A 24,924-nucleotide genomic window follows, 5' to 3' on the forward strand; every position below is an offset into this window, starting at 1 on the left:
TGGCCCCGCTCCTGCTTCGCCTCGCTAGGAGGCTTCGCCCTTGCCCGGCTTCGCCTCGCCCTGCCCGGCTTCGGGTTCTTCCGCCGGCTCCGCTTCGGCTCGCTTCACCCTCGCCGGGGCCGCCGCCGCGGCCTTCTGCTCGTCGAAGACCACCGGCACCTTCTTCAGGTGCTTGGTCATCGAGCGGATCAGGAACACCACCGCGATGGCGAACACCACCAGCAGCACCAGCCCCACCGGGGAGGACTTGCCGAAGTCCTCGCCCTGGCCGCCCGGGTCCGGCGTCACGGGGACGGGCGTCTGCGCGAGCACGTAGGTGACCGCTTCCGTGGCACTCATGCGCATACCTTCTCCTGCACACCGGAGAACAGGTCGTCCTCCGGCAACGTGGTATCGACCAGCGAGCGCACCAGTTCGTAGTCCTCGGTCGGCCACAGCTCGCGCTGGATGTCGAGCGGGACAGCGAACCAGCGGCTGGTCGGGTCGATCTGGGTCGCGTGGGCGCGCAGCGCGTCGTCGCGCTGCTCGAAGTACTCGCCGCACTCGACCCGCGTGGTGACCCGCTCGTCCGGATCGGGGCGGGTCGAGTCCCACTTGGCCAGCCACTCGCCGTACGGGGACTCCATGCCCCTGGCCAGCAGCGCCTCGTGGAACAGCTGCATGCGCTTGCGGGAGAAGCCGTGCGAGTAGTACAGCTTCAGCGGCTGCCACGGCTCGCCCGCGTCCTGGTACAGGTCGGGGTCACCGGCCGCGTCGAACGCCGCCACCGAGATCTCGTGGCACCGGATGTGGTCCGGGTGCGGGTAGCCGCCGTTCTCGTCGTAGGTGATCACGACGTGCGGGCGGAACTCCCGCACCACCTTGACCAGCTCGCGGGTCGAGACCTCCATCGGCACGGTCGCGAAGACGCCGTCCGGCAGCGGAGGCAGCGGGTCGCCCTCCGGCAGCCCGGAGTCGACGAAGCCGAGCCACCGGTGCTGCACGCCGAGGATCTTGGCCGCCTCGGCCATCTCCGCGCGGCGGACCTCCGTCAGGTTCTCGACGATCTCCGGCCGGTCCATGGCCGGGTTGAGGATGCTGCCCGCTTCACCGCCGGTGCAGGTGACAACCATCACTTCGTGCCCATCGGCCACGTAACGCGCGGTCGTCGCGGCACCCTTGCTGGACTCGTCATCCGGGTGCGCGTGCACCGTCATCAGCCGCAGCTTGTCCGCCATCGCCGGGTAATCCCCTCCTGCTTTGCAAGCATCTCTCATGAACACGGCCCCGCTGACAGGCCGCGGGACACCCCAGGGATACTTAACGTGGATGTCGGGTCCCATTGTTCCCGGTGGGTCCGACTTGCTCGGCGCCAGCCCCCGCATCACCCGTCCGCGGGCGGTGGCGAAGCCCGAAGTCGAAAGGCCGTCCAGCCCCGGTGACGAACCAGCAGATCCCGCAGGACCGGTACGGATCGCGTGCTCGCACGCGCCCGCGCCCGGCCCTCCGCTGGGCGCTGATCTCGGTCGTGCTGGTCGCCCTGGTGGGCGTGGCGATCGTGGGCTACCGCAACCTCGGCAGCGCGCCGATCGAAGGCAAGCAGATCGCCTTCGAAACGATCGACGACCACTCCGTGCGCATCGTGCTCGAAGTGCAGCGCGACGAGCCGCAGCGGCCCGCCGACTGCGTGGTGCGCGCCCGCGCCAAATCCGGCGTGGAAGTCGGTCGCAAAGAAGTTCTGATCCAACCTGCGGACGGCACCACCAGACAGGAGACTGTGCTGCGGACCTCCGCCCCAGCGGGCACGGGGGAGGTGTACGGCTGCACTTACAACGTTCCTGAATATTTGTCCACCCACCTACGGCCAACTGGGTGAACACCGGCGTACCACGCCGGGTGCAGGGAAAATCCCGCCCCGGGGTGTGTTGCTTCGTGCTATTGTCGACTTCAGCACGGTCCCGCGCGGGCCGTGTTTTTCCGTTACTTGGCCAATGGCCGAGAAATCAAAGGCGCGGAAATGCAATTCGCCCGTGGGGAAACGCGGGCCGCAGTCGACGAGGAGTGGTGACCGTGAGCGAGACCCAGGTGACCTGGCTGACCCAGGATGCTTACGACCGGCTCAAGGGAGAGCTGGACGAGCTCGTGGCCAACCGCCCGGCGATCGCCGCGAAGATCAACGAGGCCCGCGAGGAAGGCGACCTGCGGGAGAACGGCGGCTACCACGCGGCCCGCGAGGAGCAGGGGCAGATCGAGGCCCGCATCCGCCAGCTGCAGGAACTGCTGCGCACCGCCAAGGTCGGCGACGTGCCCACCGAGTCCGGCATCGCCCGGCCCGGCTCGGTGCTGACGGTCCGCTACGACGGCGAGGACGAGACCGAGAAGTTCCTGTTGGCCACCCGCGAGGAGGGTGCGCACGGCGAGCTGGAGGTCTACTCCCCGAACTCGCCGCTGGGCCGCGCGCTGCTGGACGCCAAGGAGGGCGAGACCCGGGAGTACGAGCTCCCCAACGGCGGCACCATGTCGGTGACCCTGGTCAAGGCCGAGCCCTTCGCCGGCTGAGCTCGAACCGACTCCGACCGCGGGCGTCCCCGATCCAGGGGGCGCCCGCGGTTTTTCGCCCGCCGGGCCTCAGGCCTCCGGCCGGTCGTCCTCGGCGGCCAGCCGCTCCAGCAGTGGGCGGACGCGCGGCGCGACCGGCGTGGACAGGGCGATCGAGGTCGAGGTGCGCCGCACCCCGGCCACTCCGACGATCTCGTCGATGACCCGCTGCAGGTCGGCGTTGGAGCGCGCGACCATCCGCACGAACAGGTCCCCCTGCCCCGTCGTCGCGTGCACCTCGCACACCTCGTCGATCGCCCCCAGCTGATCCGCCACCAGGCCCCGGTGCCCCTGGGCGATCTCCAGCACCGCGAAGGCCGTCAGGCCGTAGCCCATCGCCGCCAGGTCGAGCTCCGGCGGGAAGCCCAGCAGGACTCCGCGCTGCACCAGCCGATCCATCCGCGCCTGCACGGTGCCGCGCGCCACGCCGAGCCGCCGCGAGCACTCCAGCACCCCGAGGCGGGGTTCGTCGGACAGCAACAGCAGCAGCCTGGCGTCCAACGCGTCCAGACCCTCGGCATTGGGAGCCATGTCACACCCCTTGTTCAGGTTGACCAATCCAGCCAGCGGTTCGGCTTGAATACTGAACAGGTTGCGCAGCGAAATCAACGAGTGTTGCTCAGGATGACCTGCCCAGCGCACGCTGAGCCTCGTCACCGCTTCGGCGAACAACGGGAGGACATCGTGACCGGCACCGTCAACCACGGCAGCCAGACCGAGCAGCTCGACGACGTCACGTTCGACCAGATGAAGCGCCTCGTCGGCCTCGTCGAACACGACGATTCGAAGGACCCGTTCCCGGTCAAGGCGCTCGACGCAGTGGTGTTCGTCGTCGGCAACGCCACCCAGAGCGCGCTGTTCTACCAGGTCGCGTTCGGCATGGAGCTGATCGCCTACTCCGGTCCCGAGCACGGCAACCGCGACCACAAGGCCTACGTGCTGAAGTCCGGGTCGGCCCGGTTCGTGCTGAAGGGCGCGGTGGACCCGGACAGCCCGCTCGCCGACCACCACCGCCGGCACGGCGACGGCGTGGTGGACCTGGCGATGGAGGTGCTCGACGTCGACAAGTGCGTGGAGCACGCCCGTGCCCAGGGCGCCACGGTGCTCGAAGAGCCGCACGACGTGTCCGACGAGCACGGCACGATCCGGACGGCGGCCATCGCCACCTACGGCGAGACGCGGCACACGCTGCTCGACCGCAGCCGCTACACCGGCCCCTACCTGCCCGGATACGTCGTTCAGCAGGGCAGCTACGTCAAGCCCGCCGACGCGCCCAAGCGGCTGTTCCAGGCCGTGGACCACTGCGTCGGCAACGTCGAGCTCGGCCAGATGGACAGCTGGGTCGAGTTCTACAACCGGGTCATGGGCTTCGTGAACATGGCCGAGTTCGTCGGCGACGACATCGCCACCGACTACTCGGCGCTGATGAGCAAGGTGGTGGCCAACGGCAACCACCGGGTCAAGTTCCCGCTCAACGAGCCGGCCGTCGGCAAGCGCAAGTCGCAGATCGACGAGTACCTGGAGTTCTACCGGGGCTCCGGCTGCCAGCACATCGCGCTGGCCACCGGCGACATCATCAAGACCGTCACCGCGATGCGGGCCGCCGGCGTGGAGTTCCTGAACACCCCGGACGCCTACTACGACGACCCGGAGCTGCGGGCGCGGATCGGCCAGGTGCGGGTGCCGATCGAGACGCTGAAGGAGCACGGCATCCTGGTCGACCGCGACGAGGACGGCTACCTGCTGCAGATCTTCACGAAGCCGATCGGCGACCGGCCGACGGTGTTCTACGAGCTGATCGAGCGGCACGGTTCGCTGGGCTTCGGGAAGGGCAACTTCAAGGCGCTCTTCGAAGCGATCGAGCGCGAACAGGAACGCCGCGGCAACCTCTGACCTCACGGAATTCCACGGTTCGATGTTTCCGCCGGTCACGGGTCCGTGAGTCTTTGTGCCGCCATCGCGCCCCATAGACCCACGGCCTGCGGACCTGCCGGAACGCCGCTCCGGAGGCCGGCCCGGCCAACCCACCGCACCCACGGCCGGGCGTCAGCCTTCGGCGGCGACGGTGAAGCCCGCGGCCCCGAGCTCCTCGACCACGTAGTGGCGGTGCTCGGGGCCGCGGGTTTCCAGCGATATCTCCACGTCCACCTCGCCCAGCCCAAGGGCGCCGGAGATCCGCGAGTGCTCGATGTCGAGGACGTTCGCCGACAGCTCGCCCAGCTTCGCCAGCAGGCTCGCCAGCGAGCCGGGCCGATCCGGCAGCCGCACCCGCAGCGACAGGTAGCGGCCCGCCGAGCCCATGCCGTGCTGGATCAGCTGGAGCAGCAGCAGCGGGTCGATGTTGCCGCCGGAGAGCACCGCCACGGTCGGCGAGCGGACCTGCTCGGGGTGCTCCAGCAGCGCCGCGACCGAGGCGACCCCGGCGGGCTCGGCCACCAGCTTCGCCCGCTCCAGGCACAGCAGCAGGGCCCTGGACAGGGCCTCCTCGCTGACCGTCAGCACCCCGTCGACCAGCTGCGCGACGTGCGCGAACGTCACCGGGCCGGGCTCGCCGACCGCGATCCCATCGGCCATCGTCTGGGTTTCGGCCAGCCGCACCGGTTTGCCCGCCGCCAGCGAAACCGGCCACGCCGCGGCCTGCTCGGCCTGCACCGCGAGCACCCTGACGTGCGGGTGCTCCGCCTTCACCGCCGCGGCGATGCCCGCGACCAGCCCACCGCCCCCGGTGGGCACCACGATGCTGCGGACCTCCGGCAGCTGCTCCAGGATCTCCAGCCCGACGGTGCCCTGACCGGCGACGATGTCGGGATGGTCGTAGGGGTGGATGAACTCCGCCCCGGTCTGCTTCGCGTGCTCCCGGGCTGCGGCGAGCGTCTCCTCCAGGACCGCGCCGTGCAGCCGGACGTCGGCGCCGTAGGACCTGGTGGCCGCGAGCTTCGGCAGCGGCACGCGCACCGGCATGAACACCGTGGCGTGGATGCCGAGCAACGATGCCGCGAGCGCAACGCCCTGCGCGTGGTTCCCGGCGCTCGCCGCGACGACCCCGGCGGCCCGGCGCGCCTCGTCCAACGCCAGCAACCGCACGTAGGCGCCGCGGAGCTTGAACGAGCCGGTGCGCTGGAGGTTTTCGCACTTCAGGAAGACTTCGCCGCCGCAGTGCTCGCCGAGCACCCGGGAGTGCTCCAGCGGCGTGCGCCGCGCGATCCCGGCGAGCTGCTCGCCGGCGCCGCGGATTCGGTCCAGATCGACCAGCCGCATGGGCCAATCGTGCCACCGCGAAACGCAGGCGACCCGGGTAACACGTTCGGTACCCTCGGAGGAGCGGCCGGTCACCCGCAACCGGACGGCACCGCGACGAAGGCTGCTGGGGGGCGAGCTGTCGCGGCGGGGATTCGAACGATCAGCGATCATCGGCGTACACCGGCCAGGTGTCGCGAGGTCCGCTGCCCGACGTCGGTGCCGGGGCTGCACACGGGAGGAAGCATGGCGCGGCTGATGCCAACGAATGGCGCGTTCCCGCTGGTCACCGGATTCGTCACGGCCGCGGCCCTGTCCGGCGCGGCGGTGTTCGCGGTGCTCCAGTCCGGCTGCGACGAACCGGGCTCCTACCGATCGCGCGACGGCGTGGTGGAGCTGATCGGCGGCTGCCTGAAACCGGACGACCTCCCGGTCAACCCCCGCCAACCGGCCGACACCCGCCCGCTCGGCAGCGGCGACCCGGCCCTCGAACGCTGAACCCGGGGAGGCCGCGATTCCCGTGGAATCGCGGCCTCCCCAGGTGCTTCGTCGTCAGCCGAGGGCCGTGAGGAGGTCCTCGACCAGGTCGTCGGCCTCTTCGATGCCGACCGACAGCCGCACCAGGTCGGACGGGACCTGCAGCATCGAACCGGCCGTGCTCGCGTGCGTCATCCGGCCCGGGTGCTCGATCAGCGACTCCACACCGCCCAGCGACTCGGCCAGGGTGAACAGCCGGGTGCGCGAGCAGACCTCCAGCGCCGCCTCCTCGCCGTCGGCGTGCAGGAAGGAGATCATCCCGCCGAAGTGGCGCATCTGCTTCGCCGCCACCTCGTGGCCGGGGTGCTCCGGCAGGCCCGGGTAGAGCACCTTCGAGACCTTCGGGTGGCCGGTCAGCGCGGCGACGATGCGCTCGGCGTTGGCGCTGTGCCGCTCCATCCGCACCGCGAGGGTCTTGATGCCGCGCAGCGTCAGGAACACGTCGAACGGCCCGGGCACCGCGCCCGCCCCGTTCTGCAGGAACGCGACCTGCTCGGCGAGCTCGTCGTCGGAGGTGATCACCGCGCCGCCGACCACGTCGGAGTGCCCGCCCAGGTACTTGGTGGTCGAGTGCACCACGACGTTCGCGCCGAGCTCCAGCGGCTGCTGCAGGTACGGCGAGGCGAAGGTGTTGTCCACGACCAGCTTCGTGCCGGCGTCGCGGGAAACCTGCGCCAGGGCGGCGATGTCGCCGATGTTGAGCAGCGGGTTGGTGGGCGTCTCGACCCAGATCACCTTGGTGTTCGGCCGGATCGCCGCCCGCACCGCGTCCACATCGGACACCGGGGCGGGCGTGTACTCGACGCCCCAGGCGGTGAGCACCTTGTCCACCAGCCGGAACGTGCCGCCGTAGGCGTCGTCCGGGATGACCAGGTGGTCGCCCGGCTTGAGGGTGGCGCGCAGCACCGCGTCGGTGGCCGCCATGCCCGAGGCGAACGCGCGCCCGTGCCGGCCCCCCTCCAGCGCGGCCAGACATTCCTCCAGCGCGGTGCGGGTCGGATTGCCGGTGCGGGAGTACTCGTAGCCGCCGCGCATGCCGCCCACGCCGTCCTGCGCGTAGGTCGACGTGGCGTGGATCGGCACGATCACCGAACCGGTCGTCGGGTCTGCCTCCTGGCCCGCGTGAATCGCGCGGGTGGCGAAGCCGTCACTCATGTGGAGCAGCGTACGACCCGGCGGCCGATCCGCCGACTCGGGTCCGCGATGCGAAACGGCCCCCGCCCGGGCAGGTCGGGGGCCGCTTCCGTGGATCAGCGCGTCACCACTGCGGGGGCTGCGGCGGCTGCTGCCCGCCGGCGGGCGGGAAGCCACCCGGCTGCTGGCCCGGCTGGCCGAACTGCTGCGGCTGGCCCGGCTGGCCGAAGCCACCCGGCTGACCGGGCTGGCCCGGCTGGCCGAAGCCACCGGCGGCGGCCGGAGCCGGCACGCCGGAACCGGCGGCGATGTACTGCCGGGTGCCCGGCAGGAACGCCAGCACACCGATGGCGGCTGCGATCAGGATGCCCACGATGGTGCCGACGATCGAGATGCCGCTGACGAAGCCGGTGAAGAGGGTCACCAGCTGGCAGATGGCGTACAGACCCGAAGCGGCCACGACCAGGATCGGGCCGATGTTCTTCTTGAGGATGACCATGATCCCGCCGGCCAGCAGCACGAGGCTGGCGATCACGAACCCGATGTAGAGCGTGAGCATCAGGCCGTACGGCGGGAGGCTGATCTCAGGCATCTCGATGCCGTATTCCTTGTACTGCTCCAGCTCGGCGGTGCTGGTCTCCAGGTAGGCGTACGCCGCACCGAGGCTGATCAGGCCGATCACGTTGAAGATGACACCGAGGCCACCGATGACCGTCGCGACCCAACCGGCGGTCAGGGCCAGGCCCTTGCTGCCCTGCCCCTGGGCCGCGGGCTGGCCGTAGCCGGCCTGCGGAGGCTGGGCGCCGAAGCCGCCCTGGGCCTGCGGTGCCGGGAAGCCACCGCTGGGCGTGCCCTGCGGCTGCGAGGGGAAGCCGCCCGGCTGGCTCTGGGTGCCCGGCTGCTGGTACATCGGCTGCGGCGGCTGCATCGACGGCGGCACCATCGCGGTCGTCTCGGCACTAGCGCCCTGGCCGGCGAGGCCGGGCTGCTGGTACATCGGCTGCGGCGGCTGCATCGACGGCGGCACGACCTGGGTCGAGTCGGACGGTGGCTGCTGGCCCTGCGGCTGGACAGGCCTCACGACCTGCGTCGCGTCGCTGCCGGCCTGGTTGGGGTCCTGCGGGTCCATCCGGTTCGAGATGGGGTCCGAACCCTGCTGACCGCCGTCCGGCGGCTGCGGAGAGCTCATCGGGTTGTCCTACTCCCTCGGGGCGTAATGCGAAGTCTGGGGCATGCGATCACACACGCTAGCTGATCGACCTGCAGCGTAGTGCCGTTCCGTAACAAGTCGTCATCGGCCGGCGATGAATCCAAGCACATCCTGCCGGGTCACCACGCCCGCGGGCTTGCCGTCGATCAACACCATGGCCCCGTCGGCACCGGCCAGCGCGGACATCGCCGCGCTGATCTCCTCGCCCGCGCCGATGGTCGGCAGCGGCGGCGACATGTGCAGTTCCACCCGGTCCGCGAGGTTCGCGCGGCCGGCGAACAGCGCGTCGAGCAGGTCCCGCTCGTTGACCGCGCCGACCACCTCGGCGGCCATGATCGGCGGCTCCGCGCTGACCACGGGCATCTGCGACACGCCGAACTCGCGGAGGATCGCGACGGCGTCGGCCACGGTTTCGCTCGGGTGCACGTGCACCAGGTCCGGGATGGTGCCGTCCTTGCGGCGCAGCACGTCGCCGACCGAACCGCCGCCGTGGTCCGGCGAGAGGAACCCGTAGGACGCCATCCAGGAGTCGTTGAAGACCTTGGTCAGGTAGCCGCGCCCGCCGTCGGGCAGCAGCACGACGATCACGTCGTCCGGGCCGGTCGTCTCGGCGAGCTCCAGCGCCGCCGCGACCGCCATCCCGCAGGAGCCGCCGACCAGCAGCGCCTCCTCGCGGGCCAGCCGGCGGGTCATCTCGAACGAGTCGGCGTCGGAGACCGCGATGATCCGGTCGCAGACGTCCCGGTCGTAGGTGGTGGGCCAGAAGTCCTCGCCGACACCCTCGACCAGGTAGGGCCGCCCGTTGCCGCCGGAGTAGACCGAGCCCTCCGGGTCGGCGCCGATGACCTGCACGCGGCCGTCGGAGACCTTCTTCAGGTACGAGCCGGTGCCGGAGATGGTGCCGCCGGTGCCGATGCCCGCCACGAAGTGCGTCACCTTGCCGCCGGTCTGCTCCCAGATCTCCGGGCCGGTGGAGTGCACGTGCGACTCCGGGTTGGCCGGGTTGGCGTACTGGTTCGGCTTCCAGGCGCCGTCGATCTCCCGGACCAGGCGGTCGGAGACGTTGTAGTAGGAGTCCGGGTGCTCCGGCGGCACCGCCGTCGGGCACACCACGACCTCCGCGCCGTAGGCCTTGAGGACGTTGCGCTTGTCCTCGCTGACCTTGTCCGGGCAGACGAACACGCAGCGGTAGCCCTTGCGCTGGGCGACCATCGCCAGGCCCACGCCGGTGTTGCCGGAGGTGGGCTCCACGATCGTGCCACCGGGGCGCAGTTCGCCGGATGCCTCGGCGGCCTCGATCATGCGCAGCGCGATGCGGTCCTTCACGCTGCCGCCGGGGTTCAGGTACTCGACCTTGGCCAGCACCGGGGTCTGCCCGCTGGCCACCGCGTTAAGCCGCACCAGGGGTGTGTTGCCCACCAGTTCGGTGACGTGCTCGACGTAGTCCACGTCCGGTCCTCGATCCTTCGTGACTGCTGCTCGCCGGGTGTGTGACGTCGAGCCTAATCGCCTGGTCACCGGCTAACTCAAGGGACCTGGAACGCGACACACCGTCAGGGAACGATTTCGGTCCGCGCCGCGTCTTGCCTAGTGACGGGCGTGTTCGGCGCGCGGATCCGGGGCGATGTGGGTGACCATTCCCCATCCCCGTTGGCGCGGCCGCGACCCGGCCGCAGGACTGGTGAGGGAGGGCCGAATGATCGCGGCGAAGGCATTCCGGCTCGCACTGCTGGCGGCGGGCACCGCCGGCGGACTTTCCGGCGCGGCGTACGGGCTGCTCAACGGGCAGGCCGGCTACGCGCGGCGGGTGATCGGCCCACCGGCCAACGATCCCCTGCGCGCCGACGGCATCCACCTGCCCAGCGGCATCGGCCCGGTGCCGCGCGGTGACCTCTCCGACGGCTCCGAGCCGCTGGAGTTCGCCGTGCTCGGCGACTCCGCCGCGGCGGGGCTCGGCGTCGACTTCCAGGCGGATCTGCCCGGGGTGCGGCTGGCCCGCGGCCTGGCCGAGGAGCTCGACCGGCCGGTCGCGCTGACCACGCACGCGATCGTCGGCACCACGTCGCAGGAGCTGGCCGCGCAGGTGGACGCCGCGCTGCTGCGCCCGCCGAAGCTGGTGCTGATCATCATCGGGGCCAACGACGTCACCTCGAAGCTGCCGGTGTCGGCCTGCGCGGAGCTGCTCGGCGACGCGGTGCGGCGGCTGGTCGACGCGGAGATCGCGGTCGTCGTCGGCACCTGCCCGGACCTGGGCGCGATCCGGCCGATCCCGCAGCCGCTGCGTTCCATCGCGCGGCACTGGAGCCTCGCGCTCGGCCGCGCGCAGCGGCGCGTGGTGGAGTCGGCCGGTGGGCGCGCGGTGCCGCTGGCGGACCTGCTGTCGCCGGAGTTCCTGGCGCGGCCGGGCGAGTTCTTCAGCCCGGACCGGTTCCACCCCTCGGCGGCGGGTTACGAGGCGGCGGCGGCGATCCTGCTGCCCGCGATGTGCTCGGTGATCGGCGAGTGGCGGGGCGGCCCGCTGCCGCCCGCCCCGACCAGGTCGAAGGCGGCCGAGGCACGCCGCCCGACCAGCCGGATCGTGGCCCGGCTCAACCGCAGGCTGCACCAGCGCGGGAACTCCTGAGCTCACCCGAAGCGGCGTACTGACCGGTCGGTTTGGGTCTTGCCCGGTGACCGTCATCACCGCGAAGATGGCGGTACCGGATCTAAAGTGACCGCTTGGTACGGCCATGTCGCCCCGAGGCGGTCGCACCGCGTTCCGCGGCCGCGAACAAAGGAGTTCCCATGCCCGAAGCAGTCATCGTCGCCACCGCGCGCTCCCCCATCGGCCGAGCAGGCAAGGGCTCGCTGAAGGACCTTCGGCCCGACGACCTCACCGCGCAGATCGTCCGCGCCGCGCTGGACAAGGTGCCCGAGCTGAACCCGGCCGACATCGACGACCTGATGCTGGGCTGCGGCCTGCCCGGCGGCGAGCAGGGCTACAACATGGCGCGCGTGGTCGCCGTGCTGCTCGGCCAGGACCAGCTGCCCGGCACCACCGTCACCCGCTACTGCTCGTCGAGCCTGCAGACCACCCGGATGGCGCTGCACGCGATCAAGGCTGGCGAAGGCGACGTGTTCATCAGCGCCGGCGTCGAGATGGTGTCCCGGTTCGCCAAGGGCAACTCCGACTCGCTGGAGGACACCAAGAACCCGCTGTTCGCCGAGGCCCAGGCGCGCACCCAGCAGACCGCCGAGCAGGGCGCGGACTCCTGGACCGACCCGCGCACCCTCGACGTGATCCCGGACGTCTACATCCCGATGGGGCAGACGGCCGAGAACCTCGCCCGGCTCAAGGGCATCAGCCGCGACGAGATGGACGACTTCGGCGTCCGCTCGCAGAACCTGGCCGAGAAGGCGATCGCCAACGGCTTCTGGAGCCGCGAGATCACCCCGGTCACCACCCCCGACGGCAAGGTCGTCGACGCCGACGACGGGCCGCGGGCCGGCGTGACCAAGGAAGGCGTCTCCGGGCTCAAGCCGGTGTTCCGCCCGGACGGCCGGATCACCGCGGCCAACTGCTGCCCGCTCAACGACGGCGCCGCCGCGCTGGTGATCATGAGCGACACGAAGGCCAAGCAGCTCGGCCTGACCCCGCTGGCGCGAGTCGTGTCGACCGGCGTCTCCGGCCTGTCGCCGGAGATCATGGGCCTCGGCCCGGTGGAGGCGTCCAAGCAGGCGCTCAAGCGCGCCGGGCTGGGCATCGGCGACATCGACCTGGTGGAGATCAACGAGGCGTTCGCCGCCCAGGTGATCCCGTCCTACCAGGACCTGGGCATCCCGCTGGAGAAGCTGAACGTCAACGGCGGCGCGATCGCGGTGGGCCACCCGTTCGGCATGACGGGCGCCCGGATCACGACGACGCTGATCAACTCCCTCCAGTGGCACGACAAGCAGTTCGGCCTGGAGACCATGTGCGTCGGCGGCGGCCAAGGCATGGCCATGGTCCTTGAGCGCCTTTCCTGATCCCTTTTCGGTTCCAGGCTCGTTTTCCGTAGCGGTGCGAGTAGCGGAACCTCAGAGGCCTTCTCGACTCCGGGATCCCCGACGCACGTATGACCAATACGTCGCGTCGGGGCTGTCCTCGCTGGGAGAACCCCGCAGGGGTGGGCACCGTGAACCCGCGGCGGTGCGAGTTGCGTAGGTGGGCTAAGCGGCTGCGCCGCTTGCGACAGCTTCGGCGGGCCTCGCCTTGAGCCTCGCAGTAGCGGTTCACCTTGGGAAGCGGCTTCGCCGCTTGCCTGACGCCAGCCAGGCCTCCTGCCAGGTCACCGCCGGTCTGCATCATCGAGGCACCCGGATACGAAACGGGGCACCACCGTCGTTGGACGATGGTGCCCCGTTTCAGGTCAGGGACCTGGGGGTCAGTCGCTGCTCTGGAAGTAGGAGAGCAGGCGGAGGATCTCCAGGTAGAGCCAGACCAGGGTGGTCATCAGGCCGAAGGCGATGTACCAGGCGAACTTGGCGTCCACGCCGCCCTTGATCGCCTGGTCCGCGGCGTCGAAGTCGAGCAGGAAGCTGAACGCCGCGATGCCGATGCACAGCAGGCTGAACGCGATCGCGAGGCCGCCGCCGTCGCGCAGGCCCAGTCCGCCCGGGGTGAAGAAGCTGGCGATCATGTTGACCAGCATCAGCACCGCGGCACCGGCGACGGCGCCGATGATCCACTTGGTCAGCTTCGGGGTGACGCGGATGGCGCCCGTCTTGTAGACCACCAGCATGGCCGCGAAGACACCGACGGTGCCCGCGATGGCCTGGATGATGATCCCCGGGTTGCCGACCGCCAGGGCGATCACGTAGCTGATGCCGCCGAGGAACACGCCCTCGACCGCCGAGTAGGCGATGACCAGCGCCGGGCTGACCTTCTTCTTGAAGATGATGACCAGCGAGATCACCAGGCCGATGATCGCGGCCGGCAGGGCCAGCGCGACGGCCGGCGGACCGACCAGGTAGGTCAGGGTGCCGGTGATCACCGCCAGGCCGAGCGTGATCGCGGTCTTGGTGACCACGTCGTCGATGGTCATCGGTCGCGCGGTCTGCGGCGGCGCAGCCGGCGCCTGGCCGAAGGGCGCAGCAGGCTGCCCCTGGCCGTAGTTGAAGTTCGCGTAACCGCCGGTCGTCGGCAGGTTGCGGAACGCTGGGTTGCTCGATGTGCGCAACTCATCCTCCTGGGGCGTGCTTGCGCCGTCACTCGGAACAACGATCGGGGGCGTTGACCGGTTCCCGTTTCGGTAAAACCGACTTTACCGTTCGATCTCACCGCTCCCCATCGAGGCGGGGCACTACTGGGTATCGATTTCGCGAACAGTAACGATCGCATCGCGTCGCCAACCGATCACCGGCGCTGCGACCGGTAGGCACCGAACGAGGCCGGGACGCCCGCAGTGCGGCCCAACGGGTGACCGAACCGAACGGTGCGTGCGCGACCTTCGGCGGGCAGTAACCGGATGGGTCCACCTAATGACCTCTTGTGGACACACTCCGTGATCGGAATCATCGCGTGAGGCGACCCGTGCTCCTGGTCGGGGTTCGGAGAACGAGCACGTGGCGCCTCTCACCTCCACCACCGGAACTGGAGCTGCATGCGCATGTTCAGGAAATGGCTCACGGCGGTGCTCGGCACCGCCGTGCTCGCCGGGGGCAGCTTGCTCGCCACCCCCGGCGCCGCTGGCGCCGACCCGCAGGAGGCGATCGGCCACGAAACCCGGCCCGGGCAACCGTACCGGGGCAACCCTGAACCCGACCGCGACTGGCTGGGTTCCTACCTCGTCAACGGACAGCAGGTCTGGTGCGTGCAGTTCGCGCTGACCGCCCCGGACAGCGGCGAGGAGTACCAGCCGGGCGACGAGCTCAAGACCAAGTGGGGCACGAAGCTGCCGGACGACGTGGCGGCGAACATCTCGTACCTGCTGCTGCGCTACGGCAACACGCAGTCGCCGGACGAGGCCGCCGCGCTGGCGCACCTGCTGCACTCGTGGACCGCCGCACCGCGCAGCCAGGCGGACCTCGACCCGGAGAACGACTTCAAGAGCATCGGCTACGACGTCGACGCCCACTTCGCCAAGCTGCCGCAGGGCGCGCAGACCGCGGTCGAGGAGCTCAAGGCGGAAGCCGCGGCGAACCGGGGCCCCTGGACGGCCGAGCTCACCGCGCCCGAGGGTGAGCAGACCATCGGCCAGGCTGCGGACTGGACGCTCGTCGTGCAGCGCGCGGACGACAAGGGCGTCGGCGGCGTCCCGGTCGAGCTCGCGCTGACCGACGCGACGGTCGAGGGCCTGGACGCCGACGGCACCGTCACCACGCCGGAGGACGGCAGCCCGCTGGCGCTGAAGGTCACGCCGACCGGCCCGAACCCGAAGATCACCGGCAAGCTGTCCACCCCGGCCGAGCGGCCGTACGTGCGGCAGGCCGTCAACCAGCCCGACACGACCCAGCGCGTCGTGTCCACCGGCGGCGAGCAGGAGCTCTCCGTCGAGGCCACCGCCACCGCGGTGACCGCGCCCGGCGTGGTGCACGTCGGCAAGGTCGACGCGGAGAGCCAGGCGGGCATCGCCGGCGTTTCGCTGCGCGTGACCGCCGCGGACGGCTCGCCCGCGCTGCGCCAGGACGGCACCCCGCTGCTCGGCGAGGACGGGCAGCCCCTCGTGGTCGTCACCGGCGAGGACGGCACCGTCACCGTGCCCGACCTGCGCACCCCGCAGGAGATCAAGCTCATCGAGGTCGCGCCCGCCAAGGGCTACGAGGAGGCGTTCGACGAGGCGAACCCGCCGTCGGTGTCCGGCACGGTCCAGCCCGGCGAGACGCTGGAGCTGAGCCTGGCCAACACGCCGAACACCCCGACCGTGCCGATCCACATCCCGGCCGGTGACCCGACCCCGGCGGACGGCGGGACCCCCGCCGGGCTGATCGGCGGCCTGGCGGGCCTGACCCTGGTCGCGGCCTTCGGCGCGGTGGCGGTGCGCCGCCGGATCGGGGCGGGGCGGCAGCAGTGAGCAAGTCTCGACGTTCCCTGTTCGCGCTGGTGGCGGCCGGCGTCATCGGACTGGTCGCGGCGGTCGTCCTGATCGCCGGCGGCCTGTTCGGCGGCGATCAGCCGGCCGCCCTGACCGTCCCGGTCGCACCGGCCGAACCGACACCGCACGCCGCGGCGGTCGCCCCGCAGGCGCTGCCCGCCCAGCCGGTGCACGTGCCGGCCGGGCAGCCGCCGGGCACGATCCGGCTGCCGCAGGGCGGCACGGCGGAGCTCGTGCGCAAGGAGATCGACCGCTCGGGAACCCTGCCGGTGCCGGACGGCGTCGGCGAGGCGACCTGGTGGGGCGCCGGGCTGGACGCGCCGAAGGGCGCGACGGTGCTCGCCGGGCACGTCAACTGGAAGGGCACCGTCGGGCCGTTCGCCGAGCTGTGGGAATCGCGGACCGGCCAGCCGGTCACCGTCGTCGACGACGCCGGCCGGGAGTACCGGTACCGGGTGTCGGAGGTCGTCACGGTGGACAAGGACGAGCTGCCCGGCCGGGCCCGCGAGCTGTTCGGCCAGGGCGGGGCGCATCGCCTGGTGCTGGTGACCTGCGGCGGTCGCTACGTCGGCGGTGACCTCGGCTACGACGAGAACCGCATCGTCGTGGCCACCCCGGAGTAACCGGCCCGACCGCCTCCGGGCGGCCCGGCGGACATCCCGGAACAAGCGAAAGGGCCGGTGGATCTTCCTCCACCGGCCCTTTCGCCACTTCCGAACCACGGAACCTTCGTTCCGTTCGCCGCAATTTCAATGGAAATCAGGGCTCTGATTTCCATTGAAATTGCGGACCTAACGCCTCTTCTTGCCCTTCTTGGCCGACGCGGCCTGCTTCCCCGGCCGGTTCTTCGGCTGGTTCTTCTTGCCGCCCGGCCGGTTGCCCGACCGCTGGCCGTTGGCCCCGCCGGCCTGATTGCCGCCGGCCGGCTTCGCGCCTCCAGAGGTCGCGCCGCCCGTCGTCGCGGCGGCCGGCTCCGCGTCCTCTTCGCCGTTCTTGGCCTCGGCGCGCACCGGCTTCTGGCCCGGCTTCGGCCGCGGCGCCGCCTTCTTGGCCTCGATCTCCTTGGCCTTCTCGCGCTCCTGCTCGCGGTCGATCTTCTTGGTCAGGAAGTGCTGCTGGCCCAGCGTCCAGACGTTGTTCGCCAGCCAGTACAGCAGCACCGCGATCGGCAGGAACCAACCGGAGATGATCGCGCCGACCGGCGCGATGTACATCATGAACTTGGCCATCATGGCCGACTGCGGGTTGGCCATCGCCGCGTCGGTCTGCTTCTTGACCGACAGCCGCATGGTGAAGAACGTGGCCACCGACGCGATGAGCATCAGCGGGATGCCGACGACCATCATGGACGTCCGGTCGGTGCCGAACAGCGCGAGCTCGGCGTCGGACTGGGTGATCCAGTTCGACAGCTTGGCGCCGAAGATGTCGGCGTTGATGAACGACTCGACGCCCGCCCGGTCGAAGATGAAGTTGCTCTGCGCGCCCGGCGTGAAGTTCCGCAGGACGTGGAACAGGCTCAGGAAGACCGGGATCTGCAGCAGCGCGGGCAGGCAGCCGCCGAGCGGGTTGACCCCGTGCTCGGACTGCAGCTTCTGCATCTCCTGCGCCATGCGCTGGCGGTCGTTCTTGTACTTCTCACGCAGCTTCTGGATCTGCGGCGCGAACTTCGCCATCTTCCGGCCGGCGCGCAGCTGGCTGATCGCCGGCTTCAGCAGCACCACGCGCAGCGAGAACACCAGGAAGAACACCGAAAGAGCCCAGGCGAACCCGTTGTCCGGCCCGAGCACGGCGCCGAAGATCTTGTGCCAGAACCACAAGATCGCCGACACCGGGTAGAGGATGAAGGAGAAAAAACTTTCCACTCAGCCACTCCTGGTCATGGCCCGGCTATCCGGCGCTACCGGGGCGTACGTGCGCAGCCGCACCCGTGCGAAATGCAGGAACAGCCAACCCAAGGGTGCCATGCCCGGGCATAACACGGCCGCCACCCCCTGGAAATGTGGCGCGGCCCAAGCCGCCCGGCCCGCGGGACGGACCCCATTTCACCTGCTCACCCGGTCAGGTGACGAAAGCGACCAGCCGAGGATCCCATCCGGGTCGAAGCGCCGCTTCAGCGCCGCCGAGAGTTCGCGCACGTCCTCCGACACGTAGCGGCGGTACATATCCGCGTTCTTCGGCCCGATGCCGTGCTCGGCGCTGAAGGTGCCGCCGTGATCCCGCACCGCCGTGTCGTAGACGAGCCGGCGCACGCCATCGACCGCGTCGGGGTCGGCGGCGACCTGCACGGGCAGCGGCAGGATCAGGTGCAGCCCGCCGTCGCCGTAGTGGCCGAGCTCGATCGGCGTGATCTCCGGGTGCCTGGCGGCGAGGCGCGCGAGCACGTCGCGCCGGAACGCGGCGATCTCGCTGCGCGGCGTGGACACGTCGAAGCTCCACACGGGGCTCATCCGCTCGGTGATCTCCGGGATGGTGTGCCGCACCTGCCACATCTCGGCCGGGCCGCCCACCTGCGCGCCGATCAACCAGCCGCGCTCGTCCAAGTCGGCGAGCACCGCGAGCAGCCGCTCCTCCGCCGAGCCGTCCGGCGCCCCGACCTCCACCAGCATCGCGTGGTGCTGCGGCGACGGGACCCGGCGGAGCAGCGCGCCGTGCCGGTCGGCGAGCAGGGCGAGCGCCGACGGCGAGGCGACCTCGCAGGCGGAGAGCCACTCCGCGCAGGAATGCTCGAAGACGTTCAGCACGTCCGGCATCCGGTCCTCCTCCACCGCCAGCCACGCGGCCGCCCGGCTGCGCGGCAGCGGCGCCAGTTCGACGCTCGCCGCGGTCACCACGCCGTACTCGCCGCCGGTGCCGACGAACAGCTGGCTGACGTCGAGGCCCTCGTTGCACTTCCGCAGCGGTTTGAGCCGGTCGAAGACGGTGCCCCGGTCGTCCGGCACCACGGCCTGCACGCCGAGGAGCCGCCGGCGGACGTCGCCGTAGCGGATGACGTGCGAGCCGGCCGTGTTGGTGGCGACCATGCCGCCGACCGACGGGCTCGACCCGACCTCGACGGGCAGCTGCAGCGAATGCTCCGCCAGCCGCTCGTTGATCTCGTCCAGCCGCCACCCGGCGCCCGCGGTCAGCGTCCGCGCCCGCGGATCGACCGAGAACGGCTCCCGCAGCCGTTCGGTGGAAAGCACTCCCCAGCCGCCGGAGGCGTCCGGCAGCCCCGCGCCGACCAGGCCCGAGTTCGCGCCCTGCACCACCAGCCTGGTGGCGTTCTCCCTGGCCCAGGCCAGGACGGCCCGGACCTCATCCACTGTGGACGGACGGACCAGGAACGCGGCCGCACCGGTGAGCAGGTTCGGCGCGATCTCGTAGCGCCGCAGGTCGGCGTCCGGCGGCAGCAGGCCGGCCGCGCCGACGATCGACCGCAACTCCGCGAGCCCCGTCACGACGCACCTTCCACGACCCGGTCCCCGGACGGCGCCTCGGCCGGTTTGGTCTCCCGGAGCATGAAGATGGCCCCCAGCGCGGAGACCACCGCGATCGCGGCGATGTAGATGGCCGGCGACAGCCCCGAACCGGTGGCGGCGATCAGGAACGTGCAGACGTACGGCGCGGTGCCGCCGAAGACCAGGTACGCCAGGTTCTGCCCGATGGCGCCGGAGCTGTAGCGGACGTGCGGCGGGAAGAGCTCGGCGGTGATCAGGCTGTTCACCGGGCTCATCGCGCCTGCCATCAGCGCGAACAGCGCCTGACCGAGGAAGGCGGTCCAGAAACCGCCCTGCGCGGAGAGCAGGAAGCCTGGGATCGCGACCACCGCGAACCCGACCGTCGCGTACACCATCATCGGCTTCCGGCCGAAGCGGTCGGCCAGGTACCCGTGCAGCGGCGCGGTCGCGATCAGCACGCCGTAGGCCGCGGCCGAGGACCACAACGCCTCGGTGCGGGCCATCCCGGCGTGCTGGGAGAGGAACGTGGGCCAGTAGGTGCCCAGCACGTAGAACGCCACCGAGTTGATCATGATCAGCACGAACAGGGTTGCGATCGGCTTGCGCTGCGTGCGCAACGCCTCGGCCAGCGGAGCCTGCTCGACGTCGGCGGCGTGCTCCAGCCGCTTGAACTCGGGCGTCTCCTCGACCTTCAACCGCAGGTAGAGACCGACCAGGCCGAGGGGCAACGAGAGCAGGAACAGCGCCCGCCAGCCCCACGCCTGCATCGCCTCGACGCCGACCCCGCTGGTCAGCGCGGCGGTGATCATGACGCCGAGGGCGGACGCGGCGAACGTCGAGATGGACAGCGCGCTCATGTACAGCCCGCGGCGGTGCGGCGGCGCGTACTCGACGATCAGCACCGAGGCCCCGGTGAACTCGCCGCCGGCGGAAAAGCCTTGCAGCAAGCGCATCAGGAGCAGCAGCAGCGGGGCGCCCACGCCGATCGCGGCGTAGGTCGGCAGCAGGCCGATCACCGCCGTCGACCCGGACATCAGCAGCACGATGACCGACAACGTGGTCCGGCGGCCCACCCGGTCGCCCATCCGCCCGAAGTACAGCGCGCCCAGCGGCCGCACGAAGAACGCGAGCCCGAAGACCGCGAAGGTGGCCAGCAGCGATGCCGCCGGATCCGAGTTCGGGAAGAACTGGGCGGCCAGCACCGGGGCGAGGAATCCATAGAGGCTGAAGTCGAACCATTCGACGAAGTTGCCGATGCCGGCGGCGGCGATCACCCGGCGCAGCCGCACCGGAGCCGTTCGTGCTTGCTCAGCCATGGAGGCCCCCTCGCTGGAAGCGGGCGGGTGCGGACGGCTGCCGGGCACCCGATCCCGTCGCGGTGAATACGGCGACGCTAGTCCGGGCCCGGCTGTTGACCATTGCCCGTTCGTCCTGCATCAATGCCGATATGGCTAACGATCCGACGGTCCAGCAGCTCCGGGTCTTCCAGGTGCTCGCCGAGGAACTGCACTTCGGCCGGGCGGCGCAGCGGTTGCACCTGACCCAGCCCCCGCTGACCCGGCACCTCCAGGCGTTGGAGCAGACGATCGGGGTCCGGCTGCTGGACCGCAGTTCCCGGCGGGTGGAGCTGACGGCGGCGGGCGCGGCGTTCGCCGCCGAGCTGACCGGCGTGCTCGCCCGGCTGGACCGGGCGCGCGACATCGCCCGCCGGGCGGAGCAGGGGCAGATCGGCCGGCTGGCGATCGGATACGTCGAGCCGCTGGCGATCGACCTCCTGCCGCGCGTGCTGCGCGGCCTGCGGCAGCTGCACGCCGACCTCGACCTGCAGCTCCACGAGCTGCACACGGACGAGCAGGTCGAGGCGCTGCGCACCGGCACCATCGACTGCGGCCTGCTGCGTGCCCCGGCGAACGTCGACCCGGAGCTGGACTTCGACCCGGTGGGCAACGACGACCTCGTCGCGGCGCTGCCGATCGCGCACCGGCTGGACTCCCCCGAGATCGACCTCGCCGAGCTCGCCGACGAGGAATTCGTCATCTACCGGCGGGATCTCGGCCAGGGCATGATCACCGCGACGCTCACCGGCTGCGCGGCCGCCGGGTTCACGCCGACCGTGCGGCACCAGGCCCAGAGCACCCCGATGCTGCTGACGCTGGTGGCCGCGGGCGAGGGCGTCGCGCTGGTTTCCGGCCAGCTCTCCCGGATTCCGCGGCCCGGGGTGAAGTTCGCCCGGCTGCGGGGAAATCCGGCGAAGTCGACGGTGATGCTGACCTGGCGGCGCGGCGAATCCAGCCCGGTGCTGCTGAACCTGCGGCACCTGCTGAAGAACTTCGGGCACGACCATGCCGATTCGGGCATCGATCGCAGCGCAAATCGCAACGGCGAGGCATCGGCGCGGTCCTAGCGTCGTGATCGGCACGCCGTCACGAAGGGATCACCATGGACCGCACCGACGTCGCCTGGCGCGGCTACTTCAGCGCCCTGCCCACGCCCTTCGCCGGCTCCGGCGAGCTGGACCTGCCGGCCTTCCGGGCGACGGTGGAGCTGTTCGTGCGCCAGGGCGTGCACGGGCTGCTGGTCAACGGCAGCACCGGCGAATGGCCGCTGCAAACCCTCGACGAACGCCGGCGGCTGGCGGCGGCGGCCGTCGAAGCGGCGGCCGGGCGGGTGCCGGTGATCGTCGGCGTGATGCACCCGCGCACCGCAGAGGCCGTCGAGCTCGCCCGGCACGCCGAGCAGATCGGCGCCGATGCGGTGATGGCGGCGCCGCCCGCGGGCGTTCGGCCCACCGCGCGCGAGCTGCACCAGTACTACGTGGACGTCTTCGGCGCCACGAGCCTTCCCGCCTGGCTGTACAACTTCCCGCAGGACGCCGCGGCGGACATCTCGATCGGGCAGCTCGACGAGCTCGTGGCGATCCCGAACGTCGTGGCGATCAAGCAGAGCACTCCCGACGACCGGACGTTCTACGCCACCATCGAGGCGGTCTCGGACCGGGTCCTGGTGTTCGGGAACCTGCTTTCCCGGCTGGGACTTTCCGCCATCGCAGGCGGTTTCGGCGGCGACGGGCACTTCGGTTCCGGGATGCTGCTCGGCGAGCGGATGCCCCGGTTCTTCGAGCTGGCGTGGCAGGGGCGGCTCGACGAGGCAGCCGAGATCGCCGACACCAACGCCCGGCTGATGTCCCGGCTGCGCGGCGCGGACACCGACGGCTACAACTGGCGCCACGGCGGCATGCAGGCGTCCCTCAAGGCCGCCATGAACCTGCTCGGCCAGCCGGCCGGGCTGCCCCGCGCGCCGAAGCTGCCGATCACCGACCCGGATGCGCTGGAGGAGATCCGCGCGGCGCTGCGGGAGGCCCGACTCGCGGCGTGACCGGCCCTGACGGGCCTGGCCACCCCGGCGCGCCTAGCGTGTTCGCCGGAGCGACGAGGACCGGGAGTCGACGATGGCTGACGCGGACAAGGGCGGCGAGAGCACGCTCACGGTGCTGGTGGCGCTGGGCATCAACCTGGCCATCGCAGCCATGAAGGCGTTCGCCGGGGTGATCACCGGATCGGCGGCGATGCTCTCCGAGGCCGCGCACTCGGTGGCCGACACGTGCACCGAGGTGTTCCTGCTGACCGCGCTGCGGCGCTCCGGCAAGCCCGCCGACGCCCGCCATCCGTTCGGCTACGGCAAGGAGCGGTACTTCTGGTCGCTGATCGCCGCGATGAGCATCTTCGTCTCCGGCGCCGTCTTCGCCTTCATCGAGGGCTTCCGCACCCTGCTCGGCCCGCCGGAGGAGCAGACCCAGCCGCTGGTCGGGTACGTCGTGCTCGCGATCGCGTTCGTCCTGGAGGGCGTGTCCTGGCTGCGCGCGATGCGGCAGGTGCGGGCCGAGGCCGCCGAGAGCGGCGACAAGATCCTCCACCACCTGCGGATTTCCGACGATCCGACGGTCAAGACGGTGCTCTTGGAGGACAGCGCCGCGCTGGCCGGGCTGCTGCTCGCGTTCGCCGGGCTCGGGCTGCACCAGCTCACCGGGTCGAGCGCCTGGGACGGGCTCGCCTCGCTCGCGATCGGCGCGCTGCTGGCCGCGGTCGCCTACACCATGGCCCGCACCAACCTGGGGCTGCTGATCGGCCAGCAGGCCGACCGGCGGCTGCTGGCGGCCGTGCGGAACAGGCTCGCGGAGCAGCCCGAGGTGGACTTCGTCGTGGACGTGCTGTCCATGAACACCGGGACCGACCGGGTGCTGTTCTGCGCCCGCCTGGACTTCGCCGCGACGTTGGACTCCACCGAGCTGGAACGCGCCGTGGTGCGCATCGACTCGATGCTGCGCGCCGAATTCGCGGAACTGGACGAGGTGTTCCTCGAACCGGTGCCGCGCGAGGACCCGGAGCTGCGCGCCCGGGTCCTCGCCCGCTACGGCCACCCGCTCTGACCTTCGCGCGGTCGTGAGTGTTTTGGAGCGCTATGGCACTCCAAACACTCACGACCGGAAAACGCTCAGCGCTTCAGGGCGCGGGCGATGATCCGGCCCGCGAACAGGTAGATCAGCGCCGCGAGGCCGTAGTTCAGGATCAAGCCGATCGTCGCGTCGTCCGGGGTGAACACGTCGCCGAGGCCGAACACGAAGAACTTCGCCACGCCGTAGGTGAACGCGACGAAGTCGTTGTCCTGGTTGGCGCCGGCGACCGAGAAGATGATGTGCAGCACGAAGACCAGCGCGATCAGCGCCGTGAACACCTGGATCACGCGGCCGATCGTGTCGGCGCTGGGCCCCTGGAAGCGCGGCCCGCGGTCGCGGCGGTCGTCGTAGTCCCGGTCCCGGTGGCGGTCCGCGCGGGACTCCCGGTAGCGATCGCGCTCCGGCTCCCGGTACGGGTCATCGCGGTAGTGATCCCGGTACGGGTCGTCGCGATAGCGATCGTCGTACTGGTCGTCCCGGTAGCGGTCCTGGTACTGGTCCCGGTAGCGGTCGTCGTACTGGTCGTCGCGATAGCGGTCCTGGTACGGCTCCGGGTCGCGGAGCGTGCCCTGGTCCCGGAACGGCTCGGGTTCCGGGGGCTCCATGCGCTGCTGGATGCGCGTCGCCGGGTGCTGGTTGGCGGGCGGCTGCTGGACCGGGTGCTGCCCGACCGGCGCCGACTGGCCCATCGGCACCGTTCCGGACGGCGCAGCGCCCTGCGGAGCGCCGGGCGGCGGCATCGGCGGGCCTCCCGGGGGCGGGCCCTGCGGCACCACCTGCGTCGGCTGGCCTCCTGGCGGCGGGCCTCCTGGTGGCGGGCCCTGCGGCACTACCTGCGTCGGCTGGCCTGCTGGTGGCTGGCCGGGCGGCGGGCCGAGCTGACCTCCTGGCGGGCCTTGCAAGCCACCCGGCTGACCGGGCGGTCCCGGCTGGCCCTGATGCGGTCCCGGCTGGCCTGGCGGCGGGCCCGGCTGGGGTGGCATCGGCTGACCCGGCCCCTGCCGGGGCGGCCCGGGTTGGCCCGGCGGCATCTGGCCGGGTGGCACCTGGCCTTGCGGCGGCTGGCCCGGCGGCTGCGGAGGCCGTCCCGGCGGCGGTCCGGGTGGCGGCCCCGGCCGCTCGGGGGGCTGTCCGGGTCCCGGCCGCCCTGGATCACCGGCTCGGGGATCTGCGCGCTCATAGGCCATGGCCGCGCATTGTCCCGGTTGATCGCCCCGGTACGAAACCCCCCTCGCCGCGCGCGGCCGATGAGACGCACCACAACACCCACCGGAAACACCCCAGGTT

At 71.1% G+C, this 24,924-nt stretch carries 24 protein-coding genes; 11 read left to right on the forward strand and 13 right to left on the reverse strand.

Annotated elements, in window-relative coordinates:
- Window positions 1-24: 24 nt before the first annotated feature.
- Window positions 25-339, reverse strand: a complete 315-nt coding sequence (locus tag AB0H93_RS23390; protein WP_358575162.1) for a hypothetical protein — start codon at window positions 337-339, stop codon at window positions 25-27.
- Window positions 336-1,217: a mycothiol conjugate amidase Mca gene (gene mca, locus AB0H93_RS23395; protein ID WP_358575163.1), complete on the reverse strand. Its 882-nt coding sequence runs from the start codon at window positions 1,215-1,217 to the stop codon at window positions 336-338. The genes AB0H93_RS23390 and mca overlap by 4 nt, the downstream gene beginning before the upstream one ends.
- Before the next feature lie 200 nt (window positions 1,218-1,417).
- On the opposite strand from mca, the gene AB0H93_RS23400 reads away from it, so the two are divergent.
- Complete coding sequence (locus tag AB0H93_RS23400; protein ID WP_358575164.1) at window positions 1,418-1,855, forward strand: DUF4307 domain-containing protein; 438 nt, start codon at window positions 1,418-1,420, stop codon at window positions 1,853-1,855.
- Window positions 1,856-2,049: 194 nt separating this feature from the next.
- Window positions 2,050-2,538 (forward strand): transcription elongation factor GreA, encoded by a 489-nt coding sequence (greA, locus tag AB0H93_RS23405; protein WP_207954845.1) that lies wholly within the window; start codon window positions 2,050-2,052, stop codon window positions 2,536-2,538.
- 69 nt (window positions 2,539-2,607) lie between these two features.
- On the opposite strand, the gene AB0H93_RS23410 is transcribed toward greA, so the two are convergent.
- Window positions 2,608-3,108, reverse strand: coding sequence for an Lrp/AsnC family transcriptional regulator (locus tag AB0H93_RS23410; protein ID WP_358575165.1), 501 nt, complete (start codon window positions 3,106-3,108; stop codon window positions 2,608-2,610).
- A 153-nt stretch (window positions 3,109-3,261) separates the two neighbouring features.
- On the opposite strand from AB0H93_RS23410, the gene hppD reads away from it, so the two are divergent.
- Entirely contained in the window at window positions 3,262-4,470 is a 1,209-nt protein-coding gene (hppD, locus tag AB0H93_RS23415) for a 4-hydroxyphenylpyruvate dioxygenase (RefSeq protein WP_358575167.1), read from the forward strand.
- Between the two features lie 153 nt (window positions 4,471-4,623).
- Here the strand turns inward: hppD and ilvA are convergent, their stop codons facing one another.
- Window positions 4,624-5,835: a threonine ammonia-lyase gene (ilvA, locus tag AB0H93_RS23420; RefSeq protein ID WP_358575168.1), complete on the reverse strand. Its 1,212-nt coding sequence runs from the start codon at window positions 5,833-5,835 to the stop codon at window positions 4,624-4,626.
- A 237-nt stretch (window positions 5,836-6,072) separates the two neighbouring features.
- Between ilvA and AB0H93_RS23425 the strand changes: the two genes are divergently transcribed.
- Window positions 6,073-6,312, forward strand: a complete 240-nt coding sequence (locus tag AB0H93_RS23425; protein ID WP_358575170.1) for a hypothetical protein — start codon at window positions 6,073-6,075, stop codon at window positions 6,310-6,312.
- Between the two features lie 54 nt (window positions 6,313-6,366).
- Here the strand turns inward: AB0H93_RS23425 and AB0H93_RS23430 are convergent, their stop codons facing one another.
- The 3 genes from AB0H93_RS23430 to AB0H93_RS23440 all read right to left on the reverse strand — a co-directional run bounded on the left by AB0H93_RS23430 (window position 6,367) and on the right by AB0H93_RS23440 (window position 10,144).
- The gene (locus AB0H93_RS23430) at window positions 6,367-7,506 is read right to left on the reverse strand and encodes a cystathionine gamma-synthase (RefSeq protein ID WP_358575171.1); all 1,140 of its coding nucleotides are present in this window, start codon (window positions 7,504-7,506) and stop codon (window positions 6,367-6,369) included.
- Window positions 7,507-7,609: 103 nt separating this feature from the next.
- Window positions 7,610-8,674 (reverse strand): hypothetical protein, encoded by a 1,065-nt coding sequence (locus AB0H93_RS23435; protein ID WP_358575172.1) that lies wholly within the window; start codon window positions 8,672-8,674, stop codon window positions 7,610-7,612.
- Window positions 8,675-8,776: 102 nt separating this feature from the next.
- Complete coding sequence (locus AB0H93_RS23440; protein WP_358575174.1) at window positions 8,777-10,144, reverse strand: cystathionine beta-synthase; 1,368 nt, start codon at window positions 10,142-10,144, stop codon at window positions 8,777-8,779.
- Window positions 10,145-10,391: 247 nt separating this feature from the next.
- On the opposite strand from AB0H93_RS23440, the gene AB0H93_RS23445 reads away from it, so the two are divergent.
- Both AB0H93_RS23445 and AB0H93_RS23450 read left to right on the forward strand, forming a co-directional pair.
- Window positions 10,392-11,318, forward strand: a complete 927-nt coding sequence (locus AB0H93_RS23445; protein WP_358575176.1) for an SGNH/GDSL hydrolase family protein — start codon at window positions 10,392-10,394, stop codon at window positions 11,316-11,318.
- Window positions 11,319-11,479: 161 nt separating this feature from the next.
- Window positions 11,480-12,700, forward strand: a complete 1,221-nt coding sequence (locus tag AB0H93_RS23450; protein ID WP_358575177.1) for an acetyl-CoA C-acetyltransferase — start codon at window positions 11,480-11,482, stop codon at window positions 12,698-12,700.
- 398 nt (window positions 12,701-13,098) lie between these two features.
- On the opposite strand, the gene AB0H93_RS23455 is transcribed toward AB0H93_RS23450, so the two are convergent.
- Window positions 13,099-13,893, reverse strand: a complete 795-nt coding sequence (locus tag AB0H93_RS23455) for a Bax inhibitor-1/YccA family protein (RefSeq protein WP_358575178.1) — start codon at window positions 13,891-13,893, stop codon at window positions 13,099-13,101.
- A gap of 429 nt (window positions 13,894-14,322) precedes the next feature.
- Between AB0H93_RS23455 and AB0H93_RS23460 the strand changes: the two genes are divergently transcribed.
- Together AB0H93_RS23460 and AB0H93_RS23465 are read left to right on the forward strand one after the other, a co-directional pair.
- A complete protein-coding gene (locus tag AB0H93_RS23460) occupies window positions 14,323-15,726 on the forward strand; it encodes a hypothetical protein (RefSeq protein ID WP_358575180.1) in 1,404 nt (467 codons plus the stop codon).
- Window positions 15,723-16,370 (forward strand): class F sortase, encoded by a 648-nt coding sequence (locus tag AB0H93_RS23465; RefSeq protein ID WP_358575182.1) that lies wholly within the window; start codon window positions 15,723-15,725, stop codon window positions 16,368-16,370. Before AB0H93_RS23460 ends, AB0H93_RS23465 begins: the two co-directional genes overlap by 4 nt.
- 168 nt (window positions 16,371-16,538) lie before the next feature.
- Here AB0H93_RS23465 and yidC read toward each other — a convergent pair whose 3' ends face one another.
- The 3 genes from yidC to AB0H93_RS23480 form a co-directional block, all read right to left on the reverse strand.
- Entirely contained in the window at window positions 16,539-17,609 is a 1,071-nt protein-coding gene (gene yidC / locus AB0H93_RS23470; RefSeq protein ID WP_358575183.1) for a membrane protein insertase YidC, read from the reverse strand.
- Between the two features lie 180 nt (window positions 17,610-17,789).
- Window positions 17,790-19,184, reverse strand: a complete 1,395-nt coding sequence (locus AB0H93_RS23475) for an FAD-binding oxidoreductase (protein ID WP_358575185.1) — start codon at window positions 19,182-19,184, stop codon at window positions 17,790-17,792.
- Window positions 19,181-20,500, reverse strand: a complete 1,320-nt coding sequence (locus AB0H93_RS23480) for an MFS transporter (RefSeq protein ID WP_358575186.1) — start codon at window positions 20,498-20,500, stop codon at window positions 19,181-19,183. The genes AB0H93_RS23475 and AB0H93_RS23480 overlap by 4 nt, the downstream gene beginning before the upstream one ends.
- A 131-nt stretch (window positions 20,501-20,631) precedes the next feature.
- Between AB0H93_RS23480 and AB0H93_RS23485 the strand changes: the two genes are divergently transcribed.
- The 3 genes from AB0H93_RS23485 (at window position 20,632) to AB0H93_RS23495 (ending at window position 23,610) form a co-directional block, all read left to right on the forward strand.
- A complete protein-coding gene (locus tag AB0H93_RS23485; protein ID WP_358575187.1) occupies window positions 20,632-21,588 on the forward strand; it encodes a LysR family transcriptional regulator in 957 nt (318 codons plus the stop codon).
- Window positions 21,589-21,623: 35 nt separating this feature from the next.
- The gene (locus tag AB0H93_RS23490; RefSeq protein ID WP_358575189.1) at window positions 21,624-22,559 is read left to right on the forward strand and encodes a dihydrodipicolinate synthase family protein; all 936 of its coding nucleotides are present in this window, start codon (window positions 21,624-21,626) and stop codon (window positions 22,557-22,559) included.
- 73 nt (window positions 22,560-22,632) lie between these two features.
- The gene (locus tag AB0H93_RS23495; RefSeq protein ID WP_358575190.1) at window positions 22,633-23,610 is read left to right on the forward strand and encodes a cation diffusion facilitator family transporter; all 978 of its coding nucleotides are present in this window, start codon (window positions 22,633-22,635) and stop codon (window positions 23,608-23,610) included.
- A 65-nt stretch (window positions 23,611-23,675) separates the two neighbouring features.
- Here the strand turns inward: AB0H93_RS23495 and AB0H93_RS23500 are convergent, their stop codons facing one another.
- Together AB0H93_RS23500 and AB0H93_RS23505 are read right to left on the reverse strand one after the other, a co-directional pair.
- Entirely contained in the window at window positions 23,676-24,377 is a 702-nt protein-coding gene (locus tag AB0H93_RS23500) for a hypothetical protein (protein ID WP_358575191.1), read from the reverse strand.
- An 89-nt stretch (window positions 24,378-24,466) separates the two neighbouring features.
- Window positions 24,467-24,817: a hypothetical protein gene (locus AB0H93_RS23505; RefSeq protein ID WP_358575192.1), complete on the reverse strand. Its 351-nt coding sequence runs from the start codon at window positions 24,815-24,817 to the stop codon at window positions 24,467-24,469.
- Window positions 24,818-24,924: the final 107 nt, after the last annotated feature.

Source organism: Saccharopolyspora sp. NPDC050642, assembly GCF_040654735.1.
GTDB lineage: Bacteria > Actinomycetota > Actinomycetes > Mycobacteriales > Pseudonocardiaceae > Saccharopolyspora > Saccharopolyspora elongata.